Here is a 15,570-nt window from a genome sequence, read left to right as displayed (position 1 = left end):
GCAGAGGGCAGAGAATTCTATAGCCTGCTGCAGTTTGCTTTTTTATTTATGGTACTTGTATAACACGTAAAACGTCGTCTATCACATTCTCCACATTCACATTTTCTGCTTCGGCCTCATAGGTTAACCCGAGACGATGGCGCAATACATCTTTTGAAATACTGCGTACATCTTCCGGAATAACAAAACCACGCTTGTTCAGGAAAGCGTGTGCTTTGGCTGCCAGGGCCAGGTTAATGCTGGCACGGGGTGATCCGCCATAAGCGATCAGCGGTTTTAATTTTTCCAGTTTGTATTTATCGGGAAAACGGGTGGCGAATACTATATCGAGGATATAATTCTCAACTTTTTCATCCATGTAGATCTGGCGGGCCAGGTCTTTTGCTTCTTTTATTTCCTGCATCGTCACTACCTGCGACACCTGAGGTCCTTTTTCTCCCTGCAGGTTCTGGCGGATGATGATCTGTTCTTCTTCTTTGGTAGGATAATCAACAATCACTTTCATAATAAACCGGTCCTGCTGAGCTTCCGGTAACGGATAGGTACCTTCCTGCTCCAGCGGGTTTTGTGTAGCCAGTACAAGGAACGGTTCATCCAGTTTATGCGTGGTATCGCCAATTGTAACCTGACGTTCCTGCATGGCTTCCAGCAGGGCGCTTTGTACTTTTGCCGGGGCACGGTTTATTTCATCGGCCAGTACGAAGTTGGCGAAAATAGGCCCTTTGCGTACTATAAATTCATTCTTTTGCTGGTTATAGATCATCGTACCAATTACGTCGGCCGGCAGCAGATCGGGCGTGAACTGAATACGGCTGAATTTGGCATGGATCGCCTGTGACAGCGATTTAATAGTGAGGGTCTTTGCCAAACCCGGTACCCCTTCCAACAAAACGTGTCCGTTGCTTAACAAACCAATCATCAGTCTGTCGAGCATATGATGCTGGCCAATAATAACCCTGGCTGTTTCGTCGCGGAGCCGGTCGATAAAAGCGCTCTGATACTGTATTTTTTCATTGAGCTGCCGGATATCATCTGCTGTTAATAGCATATACGGGGTTTAGTATGAATGATTGATAATCAGTTATGAAAATACGTCAATGCCTTTGCAAAGGGCTTGCCAACTTGTAAAAACCACACTAAAATCAATAAAAATAAACATGTTTGACAACATACAATAAACTGTCAAATTTGTAGTTGCAGTAATTTACGAACTGGCTGCTCATAAAGCAACGGAAAAGGAACAAAATTTGCTCATATTAGTGGCCATAATTACCCAATTTCAAAAACTGGCTATTAATGTCTAAAACTGTCAAGATGAAAAAATATCTATTCGCACTGCTTTCCATTGGTACCATCTTCTATGCCTGTAGTAAAGACGATGATAAAAAATCAGATGAAAATAACACAAAGATGCAGTTAATAACCAGTGCTACCTGGAAATATGATACGGCTGCGATTGCCGACGATAACGGCAAACCTGTATCGGCTTTACCGCCGGGATCCATTGATGCCTGCCAAAAAGATAACACCATCACCTTTAAAAGCGATAGTACCGGTACGCTCAACGAAGGGGCCCTTATGTGTTCAGGTTCTTCCCAGAATACATCTTTCAAATGGTGGTTTAAAGACAATGGCAATACACTTTATAGTCCCGACCCTATTTTCGGCGGTTTCAACGGAGATGTAAAAGTAATTGAGCTTACAGCCACCAAACTACGGGTAACTAAACAAGTGACCATCGCTCCTTTCCCTACAGCGAACATAATGATCGATCTAAAACATTAATACTTAATTATATCAGATCAAAGCCTTCCCCCGGTTTAACCCGGGAGAAGGCTTTTTTATTTACATTAAAACATAGATTAAAAAATCACCATCTGCACAATAAAGGGGGATAAAAGCTGTTTAAGTGCCGACCCTAAGCAACCACAAATTCCAATATATGACCAGAACATTTACTAAACTTCTTGTGTTGGCCCTGGTAGCCATCAGTTCATTTTCAGCCTGTTCTAAAACAACAACAAAGACCTATTACAAAGAGGACCTCATTGGCACTTATACAATAGTATCGATTACAAGTAAAATTTCAGGCTCTTCTGAGCTGAATGTTACTGATGATTATCTTCAGGATTGTCAAAAAGACGACCTGATGGTTTTAAAAAGCGACCTGTCCCTCCAAATGGTTGATGCAGGTACAACCTGTTACCCATCGAGTAATGATTCTGGCGATTGGGATGTAAATGGCAGTACTTTTTACTGGAATGGCGAACCTTATAAAATCAGATCACTGACAACTACAAACCTGGTTATTGAAGAAGTTAATAGTAATAGCAATAATGACGAGGTTATAACTGTTACCCTGGTTAAAAGATAATTTCACTATACGATGTAAAAAGGCCCCGATAGTATTGTCGGGGCCTTTTTTATTTATTTAAGACAAATACTTTCCCACAATAGGTAACCTACGGCCTACCCCAAACGCTTTACAGCTTACCCGGATGATTGGACAGAACTGATTACGCTTATATTCATTGGTATTTACCAGCTTCAGGATCCGGCGCACCAGTGCTTCATCGATGCCCATAGCGATCAATTCTTTGGGTCCTTTTCTTTTTTCGATGTATTGATACAATACTTTATCCAGCACAGCATAATCCGGTAAGCTGTCGCTGTCTTTCTGATCGGGACGCAGCTCGGCAGATGGTGGCTTTGTAATAATATTTTCTGGAATGATCTCTCCATTGCGGTTGAGGTAGTTTGCCAGGGCATATACCTGCATTTTGTATACATCGCCCAATACACTTAACCCGCCGGCCATATCGCCATACAGAGTACCATAACCGGTACTCAGTTCACTTTTATTAGAAGTGTTCAATAAAATATAACCGAACTTATTGGAGATACCCATCAATAAATTACCGCGGGTACGGCTTTGTAAATTCTCCTCGGCCAACCCAAATGGCAGATCGCCAAAAACAGGTTGCAATGTATGCAGCAACGAATCGTATACATTTTTTATAGGCACGATGTCATACGGATTGCCCAGGTTCTTACTAAGTTTTTCTGCATCTTCTACCGAATGACCTGTAGAAAACTGTGAAGGCATTAAAATGGCCCGTACGTTTTCACGGCCCAGGGCACGGGTAGCCAGTGCCTGTGTTACAGCGCTGTCAATACCACCTGAGCTGCCCAGGATGGCCTTGCTAAAGCCCATTTTACGGAAATAATCCCTGATGCCGAGGATCAATGCTTCTTTTATCTGACCGATGTTTTCATCGGAGGTAAGGTATTCAATGATCTTATCGGGGTCTTCTACTTTCCCTACGCGCATGTCTTTATCAAATTCCGGAACGGCCTTCATTGGCTTACGCTTGGCCTTCTGCACTTCTATTTCATCGAGGTTTACAATGGCAAAATCCTCTTCAAAATATTTCATTTCTTTCACGATCTGTCCGTTGGCATCCATTACCAGGCTGCCACCATCGAATACGATCTCTGTTTGCGAACCAATGGCATTGCAGTAAAACATGGGCAGGCCATATTTTATAACGTTAGCCCGTACGATCTCTTCGCGGTCCTGATCGTGGTCGTAATCGAAGGGGGAAGCCGAAATATTGATCATGAGATCGGGCTGCTGGGTAATAAGTACATCCATAGGGCATTGCCGGTACAATGGATTATCGCCCAGGTTCCAGATATCTTCACATACGGTTAAGGCTATTTTCTTTCCTTTAAATTCCAGTACATTCCATTCGTAACCCGGTTCAAAATACCGGTACTCATCAAAAACATCATAATTTGGCAACAGGGTTTTATGTGCTATCCCGGCCACTTTTTTATCGTACAACAACCAGGCGGCATTAAACAGGTCTTTGCCTTCTTTTGACGGATTGCGTTGCGGACTGCCGATAATTACCCCAATGGTATCGGCCTGCTCTTTTATAATGTCAATTGCTTTTTCACATTCACTTATAAAATCGTCGAATTCCAGGAAATCGCGTGGCGGGTAACCACAGATACTTAGCTCGGAAAAGATAACCAGGTCGGCTTTACGGCTTTTGGCATACTGTATAGCCCCCATGATCTTGCGGGTATTATCTTCAAAATTCCCTATATGATAATTTTGTTGCGCAATGGCAATTTTCATTTGAATATGTTGGGTTTAACAAAACGGGCCCCGTTTTTCAGGTTCTACGTACAAATTTACGCGAATGTGCAAAGAGATACAACAGCCCGATATGCCCTATATTGCAGGCCTAAAAAAAAGCAGAGGGCAGAAGGCAGAAGGCTGCAAATGAAATACTAGGGGCCTTGCGTTCTGCGTTAAGCTTTCGGCGCTAAGCATTAAATAATCATTCCAAGATGAAACGAACTGGATTAGTACTGTTGATCATTGCCGGATTATTTTCCTGTAAAGACAAAGACGTTCCCAATGTATCGAATATAAAGGTTGATCTTACCGTAAAGCGGTTCGAAAAAGATTTCTTTTCCCTAGATACCAATCATATCATGAACTCCATGGAGCAGCTGGGCCCTAAATACCCGCTTTTCCTGGGCGACTTTTTATACAATATTATGGAACTGCCGGGGCTTAGTGATACCAGCGTACAGGAACACGCATTGCTGAAAAAGTTCATTGGCGACTACAAAACGGTAAAAGATTCAGCCGACCAGGTATTCAAAAACTTCAGCGATATTGAAAAGGACGTAAAAAAGGGTTTGCAGTTTGTTAAATATTATTTTCCTGCTTATAAAGCACCTTCGCAGCTCATCACCTACATTGGTCCCATGGAAGGTTACAGCGATGTGATCACACGCGATGCACTGGCCGTAGGTTTACAGCTGCACATGGGCAGCAGCTACTCCCTGTATCAAAGCAGCATGGGCCAGGCGGTTTTTCCTGGTTATATTTCCCGCCGGTTCACCCCCGATTATATTGTGGTGAACTGTATGAAAAATATCATCAATGATATTTCGCCCGAAAAAAGCGGCAGCAAGCCCCTGATCGAACAAATGGTTGAAAAAGGAAAGCGGATATATGTGTTGGATAAGATCCTCCCCTATACCGCAGATTCGCTTAAAACCGGTTATACAGCTGCACAGCTCACCGGATGTTATAAGAACGAAGGGCTTATCTGGAACCACTTTCTCACCCACAATTTATTGTTCACTATTGAACCGGCTGATATCAGGCCTTATATGGAGGAAGCGCCTAACACGCCTGAGATCAGCGAACAATCACCCGGGGCCATTGGCATCTTCGTTGGCTGGCAGATAGTAAAAAAATACATGACTAAACACAGCGACCTTTCGTTAAATGAGCTGCTGAATACGGATGCCCGAGGGATTTTTGAAGAAAGTAAATACAGACCGAATTAGTGAGTAGTGAGCAGTGAGTTGTGAGTGGGCGCCCGAAATTCGAGGCTCAAAAAAACCGGCAATTCCACTGGATTTTAGGCACCCCAGCGCGGCAAATCGCGACGGGGCCTTTTCAACGTGTTAACTCGCCAACCTGTTAACTCGTCAACGTGTCAACTGATCAACTACTTCTTCCCTACCTTTTCCCGAAGCATTTCCCTTACCGTCTGCAGGTCGGTAATATCCTTAAATGCATCTTTCGGTACCAGGAAAAAGGAGCGGGCATCGAAATAGAGGTGAAAAAAATAAGGGCTTTCAATAAAATAGCTGAATTTCTTCCAGTCCCAGCCTTTGGAACCCTTGGCAGTTTCCAGCATTACGCCTTCGCCTTCAAAATGCATGGTAAAATGATCTTTGAAGGTGAGCGCCTTGCGATAAATACTGGCTGGCAAAATGCGCCAGATCACCAGCATCAGCAGGAACCACAAAAAAGAGAATATTAAAAAAGAGACAGGTTGTATTTTCTTCAACGCAAACAGTACCGCAGAGGTAATGGCAAATACATTGATCAAAACCAACAGGATCTTGATTTCAGGACGCATTAAAAAGTGGTATCGCAAGGCTTGAATTACCTGCTTCTTATCATAACCAAATTGAACTGTCATTCAGTTTTCCCCCATTAAGGGCGTAAAAGTAAGAATTCCCAGACAAGGCTGGGATAAAAACAGGGTCCAAATTAATGAACCCTGTCCAGCAGTGCACATGAAACTATCCCGCCGAAGCGGGAATGTCCTGTTTTCAGGGCAAAATTGTTCTTAATGGCTACACTTGAGGTTTAGTAATTCGTTCGAATAATGTAGTGCAGAGGGCAAAAAGGCTTCGTGTTGCAAAAGTATTGTGGAAAGTGGCGGTTTACAATACCACTTTGTGGTGGGGTGCGAAATGACGTAAATTATTAACATAATGGATATCAACGACATAAGAATAAAACGCATATTGGGGTGATCGGGTATATTTGACTGGGGGGTGGGATGGTGGGGATGAGATGATCGGAACAAAAATGCCCAGTAACCCGAAAAAACAGGATACTGCGCAATAAATAAGTTTAATGGGTTAAATGGATTCTCATCGTACTCCGCGACCACATTTAGCACGGCCATTGGCTGCTTCATATGGTGAAATAAATCTTGTACAGGAGGCAAAAAAAATAAGGCAGATAACTGCCAGTAAGAGAGATCTCCATTTCATGTGCATGGGGTTGGGATTTAGGGATAAACGTACCTGGCTTTTAGATTAATACTTTAAAACATATAAATAAATGCTAAAGCGAATGAATCTCCGACATTTGAGATAGGATTTCACCCTATTTTCCCGGGATTTCATACCATTTCCCCGGGGTTTTAAACAAAAAATCCGCCCATTGACATGAGCGGATTAAAATTTATAAAATATAACCGTCCAAAAAATGAGCTTAAGGCGGTCTTCACAATCACAGTCTACTAACTACACCCCATGCTATTACCGCAATTGAGGCATTTATAGCAGGTTCCGCTGCGGATGGTAATATGCCCGCAGGTATTACAGGCCGGCGCATCACTTTGCATGCTTTTCGCGGCAGCATTGATGGCATCGATGCCTGCTTCTGCTTTTTTAACAGTGGCTTTTACGGGTTTTAAAGATTCTGCTTCTGGTGTTTTTGTAGGTTTACCGGGAACAACCCGTACATCACTCAATGGAGGCGTTTTCTTATCATACTCCAGTGATGTGGGAATTTCATCCCATTCATCTACTCCGGTATTCATTACTTCCGGCTTGTCGAGTACATGTACCAGGTCGGTTCTACCCAGGTATTCATACGCCAGGGCACGGAAAATAAAGTCTACAATTGAAGTGGTGCTCTTAATGTTCGGGTGATCAACCATACCTGCCGGATCAAATCGGGTGAACACAAACTTCTCAACATACTCTTCCAACGGCACCCCATATTGCAGGCCAATGGAAATAGCAATAGCAAAACAATTCAGCATACTACGCATGGTAGCGCCTTCTTTTGCCATGTCGATAAAGATCTCTCCTACCGTTCCATCGCCATATTCTCCAGTGCGTAAGAACAATGCCTGTCCGTTTATTTTGGCCTTTTGTGTAAAGCCACGGCGTTTGGCCGGTAAGGTTCTGCGTTCAACAATACGCGCCAGTTCCCGTTTCAGTTTGGTATCGGGCGAGGCCTGCACGCGTTTTTGTACCTCACCCAGCAACTCGGTGATGGTAAGTTTGCCCAGGTCAACAATGTTCGATTCCTGTGGTTCAGCGGCTGTTGTGGTTTCGCTGGTCTCGTCTTCTGCTTTCTTCTTCTTATCGCTCTTATTGCTGAGCGGCTGACTTAACTTGGAACCATCGCGGTATAACGCGCAAGCTTTTAAGCCCAGTTTCCAGCTCATCATGTACGCATCGGCAATTTCATCTATTGTTGCCTCATTGGGCAGGTTAATGGTTTTTGAAATAGCACCACTCAGGAAGGGCTGTGCGGCGGCCATCATGCGAATATGGCCATGGGCATGAATGTACCGTTGTCCCTTTTTACCGCACTTGTTGGCACAGTCAAAAACGGGCAAATGTTCGGCCTTCAGGAAGGGGGCGCCTTCAATGGTCATGGTACCGCAGATGTAATCATTGGCGGCTTCTACTTCTTCGTCGGTAAAGCCTAATGCTTCCAGCAGGCTCCACTCGAAATTAAAATACTGTTCGGGTTTGAATCCCAGGCGTTGCAGGCATTCTTCGCCAAGCGTGTACACATTGAATACGAATCCGATCTCAAAGGCAGATGCTACTGCGGCATCTAACTTTCTTATTTCTTCAGCTATAAATCCTTTCTCGCTTAATGTCTGGTGATTGATATGCGGAGCGCCTACAAAAGTACCTGCGCCTACTGCATATTTTACAATACTTTCGATTTCACGTGTTTGATAACCCAGGTTTTTCAATGCGGTGGGTACACTCTGGTTAATGATCTTGAAGTAGCCACCACCACTGAGTTTTTTAAATTTAACCAGCGCAAAATCGGGTTCCACACCAGTGGTATCGCAATCCATAACCAGGCCAATGGTGCCGGTAGGGGCAATTACAGTAACCTGTGCATTGCGATAACCATATTTCTCGCCTAACTGTACCGCTTCATCCCATGCTTTTGTAGCAGCTTTCAACAGGTAATCCGGACAATATTTTGCTTTTATACCCTGAGGTTTTATGTGCAGTTTTTCATAGTCATCTGCATCATAGGCGGCCAGGCGGTGGTTGCGCATAACCCGCAACATATCTTCGCGGTTCTCTTCAAACCGGCTGAAGGGCCCCAGTATAGATGCAATTTCTGCCGATGTTTTATATGCAATACCCGTCATGATAGCGGTGATAGCGCCAGAGATACCGCGGGCTTCTTCACTATCATAAGGAATGCCCATCACCATCAACATGGAACCCAGGTTGGCATAACCAAGGCCCAGCGTACGATAATCGTAGCTCAGCTGCGCTACTTCTTTTGACGGGAACTGTGCCATCAGCACAGAGATCTCCAACACTACCGTCCACAAACGGCAGATATATTCAAAACCTGCTACGTCGAATGTATTGGTAGTCTCGTTATAAAAACGGCGCAGGTTGGCCGATGCCAGGTTACAGGCCGTATTATCTAGGAACATGTATTCACTACAAGGATTGGAAGCGTTGATGCGACCGCCTTTGGGACTGGTATGCCACTCGTTGATGGTGGTATCATACTGCGTACCAGGATCGGCACAACGCCAGGCAGCATAGGAGATCTGGTTCCATACTTCCTTAGCCGGAATGCGTTTCATTACACGGCCATCGGTGCGGGCTTTTAATTCCCAGTCTTCATCATTCTCCAGCTTTTCGAAAAACTCATTGGAGATGCGAATGGAGTTGTTGGAGTTTTGTCCGCTCACGGTTCTGTATGCTTCGCCTTCGTAATCGCTGGGATAACCTGCGGCGATGAGTGCGCCTACTTTCTTTTCTTCTTCAACTTTCCAGTTTATGAATTCCATGATCTCGGGGTGATCGAGGTCAAGACAAACCATTTTGGCTGCCCTGCGGGTGGTACCACCGCTTTTGATGGCGCCGGCTGCACGGTCACCGATCTTTAAAAAGCTCATCAACCCACTGGAAGTTCCGCCGCCGCTTAATTTCTCCCCTTCGCCTCTGATGTGTGAGAAGTTAGTTCCTACCCCACTACCATATTTAAAGATGCGGGCTTCGCGCATCCACAGATCCATGATCCCACCTTCGTTCACCAGGTCATCTTCCACGCTTAAGATGAAACAGGCATGTGGTTGTGGACGTTCATATGCTGAGGTTGATTTCTTTAATTGACCATCAACAGGGTCTACATAATAGTGCCCCTGTGGTTTGCCTTTAATGCCATAGCTTTCAAACAAACCTGAATTGAACCATTGCGGGCTGTTAGGTGTGCAGGACTGGTTCAGGATACAATGCACCAATTCTTCATAAAAAATAGTGGCATCCTGCTCTGAAGCAAAATAGCCATGTTTTTCACCCCATACCCGCCAGCAGTTCGCCATACGGTGGGCCACTTGTTTTACCGATGTTTCGCGACCTAAAGACCCATCCTGTTGGGGAACGCCTGCCTTGCGGAAATACTTCTGGGCCAGAATATCTGTAGCAATCTGACTCCAGTGTTTGGGCACCTCCACATTGTTCATTTCAAACACCACTTCACCACTTGGGTTGCGAATAACCGACGTTCGGTAATCGTATTCAAACTGATCAAAAACGGACACTCCATCACGGGTGAATCGGCGATTGAACTGTAAGCCTTTCGATTGCTTTTTAATGGCCATTGGTTAGTAAGTTTTTAACATGATTAAATCAAGGTGAAGGGATACGGGGTGAAGAACGAAAGTATCTTTCAACGGCCACATTTCCGAGCCTGAAATATGCACAGCTGTGGAAAAAGGATGTGAAAAATACTAAGATGCAAGCTGGTTGTGACTTACTTGATTTTTGCACAGAATACGGCGTAATGTTGATTACTTTTTAGGGAAATCTTCATTTTCTTTGCCCCCATGTCCTTTTATAAACAATTAACGTGGGTGATGGTTGGAATGATCGCTGGTTATAACAGCCGGTCACAGATTGCTTTATCTGGCTGGGCTACAACGAATAACCAGTTCTCGATCTCACGTAAAGTAGTGTATCAGTTAGAGGCCAGTTTCCGCAGTGATCCCCAAAGACAATACCTGCAAACCTTTTTATTACGGACCGGTGCTTTTGTACAATTGAACAGCCAGTGGAGTGTGGGCGGCGGCTATTGCCTTACCGACAACCGCCGTACAATTAGCGGCACTACCGGCTATGCCGCAGAGCATCAGGCACTTGAACAGGCCTGGTATATTCATCCCGTTTATTTTGGTACCGAAGGGCATCGCCATAAAACTTTTATGCGGCACCGGCTGCGGCTCGAAAACCGGTGGCTGCCCAACCTGGTAGAGGGAAATGATGACCTGAAAAAAACGGGAACTTCCTTCAGCAACCGGTTACGTTATCAGCTCAGGGAACAGATTCCCCTGGTTTCATTCGTAAACGACTTTAACAAAGGCACTTATGTGTTGCTGCAAAATGAATTCTTTTTTAATGTGAGCGGCCGGCAGTATGTAAATGGCAAGTGGTTCGATCAAAATCGCAGCCTGGTAGGCGCCGGTTACCGGTTCAACCGGCATATTGACCTGGAGTTATCGTACATGTTACGGCTTATCAAAGATGCGGCAGCGGGATGGTCGCACGAAAACCTGGTTCAGGTGACTGCTTTTAGCAGATTATAATGCCCTGAATAACAATAAACGGTAAAAGTTTCGGCACGTTATCGCCCCTTTGGAAAACTTTTTGCATTTTTGTAGTCACCAATAGCCCAGCATGACGAATCGCATATATCAATCTTTACTGCAACATAAGGCGAATGGACAGAAGTCTTTTGCGGTACTGATTGACCCAGACAAGGTTACGGTAGATAAGATAGATGAATTGACCGCATTGGCAATTGAAGCAAAAGTGGATTACTTGCTGGTGGGTGGAAGCCTGGTTGTTACCAACCGCCTCGATGAGGTAGTACAGCAAATAAAAAAGAATTGCAATATTCCGGTGATCCTGTTCCCGGGCAGTCCATCGCAAATAACTTCATATGCCGATGCTTTGCTTTACCTGTCGCTTATTTCCGGTCGCAATGCAGAACTGCTGATCGGTCAGCACGTTATTTCTGCTCCGTTTGTAAAACAAAGCCGGTTAGAGATCATCTCAACCGGGTATATGGTCATTGACGGTGGCGCTCCCACAACCGTTTCTTACATCAGCAATGCGGCACCTATACCTGCCGATAAAAATGAAATTGCTATGTGTACCGCCATGGCCGGTGAAATGCTGGGCATGAAGCTGATCTTTATGGATGCAGGCAGCGGTGCCAAACGCCCCATCAACGAAAGCATGATTGAGAAGGTGGCGCAGGTAATTGAAGTGCCACTTGTAGTTGGTGGCGGTATACTTGACCCTGAAAAGGCTTATCTTAATTGCAAAGCCGGTGCCGATATGATCGTTATTGGGAATGCCATCGAGAAAGATGCTTCGCTGATAAAAGAAATGAGCGCCGCCATCCATTCGGTGCCTACCCGTATAGTTTAGTTTATTGAACAATTTGACTGTTTGATTGTCTTATTGCAGAAAGGTGCTTACACAATTAATTTGGGAATTAGCTAAAATTTTACACCAAAAATCCCCATTGATTGTAAAAAGTTGTTTTTCTTTGCGGTGACAAAATCTATTGATTTAAAAGCATACCCGTTTAAAATGCAAAAAAATCTCACCATAATACTCGCTGATGTAGTCGCGCAAGCCGTGATTACTATAGTGCGTGGGGTTTTTCCTGTACGTCTCAGTACAGTTTTTTTCTTCCAACCTATCCCCGTAAGGGTGCGACGTTGATACTCACTGACCATACAGCATGCTTTGTGGTATTTGGAATGAACCTCATTCCAACAAGCCCTCGTCTCCGGCACGATGTTTTAAGCCGTTGCATTTTTCACATTTAGCCTTGTTTCAAAAATGGAAACCCAACATCAATTTCAGGTAATTGTAGCCAACGAATCACACCTCAGCTTTGCTCAGATCATATGCGATGAAATGGCCGCATCGGCCAAAGCCCGCGGAACCGGTATAGCTAAACGTTCGCCCGATTATATACAACAGAAGATGCGTGAAGGAAAAGCAGTGATCGCTTTTAACCAGGATGGCATCTGGGCCGGCTTTTGTTACATTGAAACCTGGAGCCATGGCGAGTATGTTGCCAATTCGGGGCTGATCGTTTCGCCCAACTTCCGCAAAGGCGGCCTGGCAAAAGCTATTAAGAAAAAGATCTTTGAGCTTAGCCGGCAAACCTTCCCCGAGTCAAAGATCTTTGGTCTTACTACCGGCCTTGCCGTTATGAAGATCAACAGCGATCTCGGTTACGAGCCCGTTACCTATTCAGAGCTTACGCAGGATGAAGCCTTCTGGGCCGGTTGCAAAAGCTGTGTGAACTACGATATTCTCATGAGCAAAGAGCGCAAGAACTGTTTGTGCACCGCCATGCTGTATGATCCTAAAGATCACTACGAGCCAGAGGAAACAAAAGAGTTCTTCGAAGAGAAGAAGAGCGTGTTCGAGCGCCTGTTACGAATAAAACAATGGAAATTGCTGAAGCCTTTCTTTAAGGAAGATAAAGACTCCAACACCCCTTCTGGCGGCGGAGCCGGCAAGATCAAATCTTTTTTTCACTACTTTTTTAATCTCTAAAAACAATTCTTGCGAAGATGGCAAAGAAAGTTGTTCTCGGTTTTAGCGGTGGTTTAGACACTACATTTTGTGTAAAATACCTGGGCGAAGACCAGGGCTACGAAGTGCACAGCATTATTGTAAATACCGGTGGTTTCAGCGATGAGGAATTGAAGAAAATTGAAGAGCACGCTTATAATCTGGGTGTAAAAACACATACAACAGTTAACGCCATAAAAGGATACTACGATCGCATTATAAAATACCTCATTTACGGGAATGTGTTAAAGAACAACACCTATCCTTTAAGTGTGAGCGCCGAACGGTTGAGCCAGGCCCTGCACATTGCAGAGCACGTAAAGAAATTAAACGCCGACGCCGTAGCACATGGCAGCACCGGTGCCGGTAACGACCAGGTTCGTTTCGACATGGTATTCCACATTTTGATCCCCGGTGTAGAGATCATTACCCCTATCCGCGATCTGAAACTGAGCCGCGAAGCAGAAATTGAATACCTGAAAGGCAAAGGCGTGAACATGAACTTCGCCAAAGCCGTTTATTCTATCAATAAAGGCCTGTGGGGAACCAGCGTAGGTGGTAAAGAAACATTGTCATCAAAAGGTATGCTGCCAGAAGAAGCATGGCCAACCCAGGTTACCCAAACCGGCAGCGAAGAAGTAAAACTGCGCTTTGAAAAAGGAGAACTGAAAAAGATCAACGATAAAGAATTCGCTCACCCCAGCGAAGCCATCCAGTACCTGCAAACCATCGCCGGTGCATATGGCGTTGGCCGCGATATTCACGTAGGCGATACCATCATTGGCATTAAAGGCCGTGTAGGTTTTGAAGCAGCCGCTCCCATGGTGATACTGAAAGCACACCACGCGTTGGAAAAGCACGTACTCACCAAATGGCAGTTGAACTGGAAAGACCAGCTGGCCCAATTCTATGGCAACTGGTTACACGAAGGACAGATCATGGACCCCGTGATGCGCGATATTGAAGCGTACCTCGAAAATTCCCAGGCCCATGTAACCGGCGACGTATTTGTTCACCTGCAACCCTATCGCTTCCAGATCATCGGTATTGAATCAACCTATGATCTTATGAGCAGCAAGTTTGGCAAATATGGTGAAATGAATACCGGCTTTACAGGCGAAGACGTTCGTGGGTTCAGCAAAATATTTGGTAACCAGACTTCAATCTGGAAATCGGTTACAGAAGAGAATGAGAAGAAATAGTTGATCAGTTGACCAGTTAACAAGTTGGCGAAGGAGATTGATAGTGTTTATAAGGTTGACAGAGTTGACAATGGGTCAATTCACAATTAAATGAATTTTATGAGTAAGAAAGTAAGAGTAGGCATAATAGGAGGAGCAGGATATACCGGTGGTGAATTGCTCAGGTTACTGGTCAATCACCCACAAGTTGAGATCGCCTTCATAAATAGTAAAAGCAATGCCGGCAATCCCATTTCGCAGGTGCATGCCGACCTGATCGGTGAAACAGACCTTCTGTTTTCTGATGATCTTTCCCCCTTACAGGATGGCAGCGTAGATGTTATTTTCCTGTGTGTGGGACATGGCGATGCCCGCAAGTTCTTATCGGAGTATACTGTAAACGATAAAATAAAGATCATCGATCTGTCGCAGGATTTCAGACTTGCCCCGAAATCTTCGATCGGCAACCGGCAATTCGTATACGGATTGCCTGAGTTGAACAAAGACCAGATCAAAAGTGCACAGAATATCGCCAACCCCGGTTGTTTTGCTACCGGTATTCAGTTAGGCTTGTTGCCCCTGGCAAAAGCCGGCCTGCTGGGCCCGGTTTATACCACCGGCATTACAGGTTCTACCGGGGCCGGACAAGGATTATCGGCCACCTCGCACTTCAGCTGGCGCGCCAATAACATTCAGGCGTATAAAACGCTAACCCATCAGCATTTAAAAGAGATCACGCAGTCGATTCAACAACTGCAACCCGGCTTTTCGCCGGTAACCGCAGAAGGTTCATCAGAATCATTGAGCTTTATTCCCTGGCGTGGTGATTTTACCCGCGGCATTTTCATCAGTTCCCTGGTCGATTGCGACTGGAAACTGGAACAGCTGATTGAACTGTACAGTGACTTCTATAAAGGCCAGCCTTTCACCGTACTGAGCAAAAGCGAGATTTTTTTAAAGCAGGTAGTGAATACCAATAAATGTGTTATTCAACTGGAGAAAATAGGCAGCAAACTGGTGGTGCACAGCGCCATCGATAACCTTACCAAGGGCGCCTCCGGCCAGGCAGTTCAGAATATGAACCTGATCTTCGGATTAGAGGAGACTGCCGGGCTGAAATTGAAAGCGAATTATTTTTAATCATAACGGCGGAGTGGGCAACCAC

12 protein-coding genes are annotated in these 15,570 nt (G+C 44.9%); 8 read left to right on the top strand and 4 right to left on the bottom strand.

Annotated elements, in window-relative coordinates:
- Nucleotides 1–46 precede the first annotated feature (46 nt).
- Complete coding sequence (locus BMX95_RS06120; RefSeq protein WP_081201096.1) at nucleotides 47–1,048, bottom strand: AAA family ATPase; 1,002 nt, start codon at nucleotides 1,046–1,048, stop codon at nucleotides 47–49.
- Nucleotides 1,049–1,314: 266 nt separating this feature from the next.
- Between BMX95_RS06120 and BMX95_RS06115 the strand changes: the two genes are divergently transcribed.
- Together BMX95_RS06115 and BMX95_RS06110 are read left to right on the top strand one after the other, a co-directional pair.
- A complete protein-coding gene (locus BMX95_RS06115) occupies nucleotides 1,315–1,785 on the top strand; it encodes a lipocalin family protein (protein ID WP_165758957.1) in 471 nt (156 codons plus the stop codon).
- Nucleotides 1,786–1,942: 157 nt separating this feature from the next.
- On the top strand, nucleotides 1,943–2,374 hold the full coding sequence (locus BMX95_RS06110) for a lipocalin family protein (RefSeq protein ID WP_081201094.1): 432 nt from the start codon (nucleotides 1,943–1,945) through the stop codon (nucleotides 2,372–2,374).
- A 57-nt stretch (nucleotides 2,375–2,431) separates the two neighbouring features.
- Here BMX95_RS06110 and BMX95_RS06105 read toward each other — a convergent pair whose 3' ends face one another.
- A complete protein-coding gene (locus BMX95_RS06105) occupies nucleotides 2,432–4,147 on the bottom strand; it encodes an NAD+ synthase (protein ID WP_081201093.1) in 1,716 nt (571 codons plus the stop codon).
- A 215-nt stretch (nucleotides 4,148–4,362) separates the two neighbouring features.
- Between BMX95_RS06105 and gldB the strand changes: the two genes are divergently transcribed.
- Nucleotides 4,363–5,379, top strand: coding sequence for a gliding motility lipoprotein GldB (gene gldB / locus BMX95_RS06100; protein ID WP_081201092.1), 1,017 nt, complete (start codon nucleotides 4,363–4,365; stop codon nucleotides 5,377–5,379).
- A gap of 164 nt (nucleotides 5,380–5,543) precedes the next feature.
- Here the strand turns inward: gldB and BMX95_RS06095 are convergent, their stop codons facing one another.
- Both BMX95_RS06095 and BMX95_RS06090 read right to left on the bottom strand, forming a co-directional pair.
- The gene (locus BMX95_RS06095) at nucleotides 5,544–6,023 is read right to left on the bottom strand and encodes a YcxB family protein (protein WP_081201091.1); all 480 of its coding nucleotides are present in this window, start codon (nucleotides 6,021–6,023) and stop codon (nucleotides 5,544–5,546) included.
- An 834-nt stretch (nucleotides 6,024–6,857) separates the two neighbouring features.
- Nucleotides 6,858–10,226, bottom strand: coding sequence for a vitamin B12-dependent ribonucleotide reductase (locus BMX95_RS06090; RefSeq protein WP_177193681.1), 3,369 nt, complete (start codon nucleotides 10,224–10,226; stop codon nucleotides 6,858–6,860).
- 225 nt (nucleotides 10,227–10,451) lie between these two features.
- Here BMX95_RS06090 and BMX95_RS06085 point away from each other — a divergent pair, with 225 nt between their 5' ends.
- The 5 genes from BMX95_RS06085 to argC all read left to right on the top strand — a co-directional run bounded on the left by BMX95_RS06085 (nucleotide 10,452) and on the right by argC (nucleotide 15,545).
- Nucleotides 10,452–11,207: a DUF2490 domain-containing protein gene (locus tag BMX95_RS06085; RefSeq protein WP_081201090.1), complete on the top strand. Its 756-nt coding sequence runs from the start codon at nucleotides 10,452–10,454 to the stop codon at nucleotides 11,205–11,207.
- 91 nt (nucleotides 11,208–11,298) lie between these two features.
- Complete coding sequence (locus BMX95_RS06080; RefSeq protein WP_081201089.1) at nucleotides 11,299–12,057, top strand: phosphoglycerol geranylgeranyltransferase; 759 nt, start codon at nucleotides 11,299–11,301, stop codon at nucleotides 12,055–12,057.
- Nucleotides 12,058–12,477: 420 nt separating this feature from the next.
- The gene (locus BMX95_RS06070) at nucleotides 12,478–13,206 is read left to right on the top strand and encodes a GNAT family N-acetyltransferase (protein WP_081201087.1); all 729 of its coding nucleotides are present in this window, start codon (nucleotides 12,478–12,480) and stop codon (nucleotides 13,204–13,206) included.
- Nucleotides 13,207–13,223: 17 nt separating this feature from the next.
- Entirely contained in the window at nucleotides 13,224–14,426 is a 1,203-nt protein-coding gene (locus tag BMX95_RS06065) for an argininosuccinate synthase (protein ID WP_081201086.1), read from the top strand.
- Between the two features lie 99 nt (nucleotides 14,427–14,525).
- Nucleotides 14,526–15,545, top strand: a complete 1,020-nt coding sequence (argC, locus tag BMX95_RS06060; protein WP_081201085.1) for an N-acetyl-gamma-glutamyl-phosphate reductase — start codon at nucleotides 14,526–14,528, stop codon at nucleotides 15,543–15,545.
- The last annotated feature ends 25 nt before the right edge of the window (nucleotides 15,546–15,570 follow it).

This window comes from Niastella yeongjuensis, from assembly GCF_900110245.1.
Taxonomy (GTDB): domain Bacteria; phylum Bacteroidota; class Bacteroidia; order Chitinophagales; family Chitinophagaceae; genus Niastella; species Niastella yeongjuensis.
The sequence above is the reverse complement of the archived record's forward strand: the minus strand, read 5'-3'. Positions and strand labels throughout refer to the sequence as shown.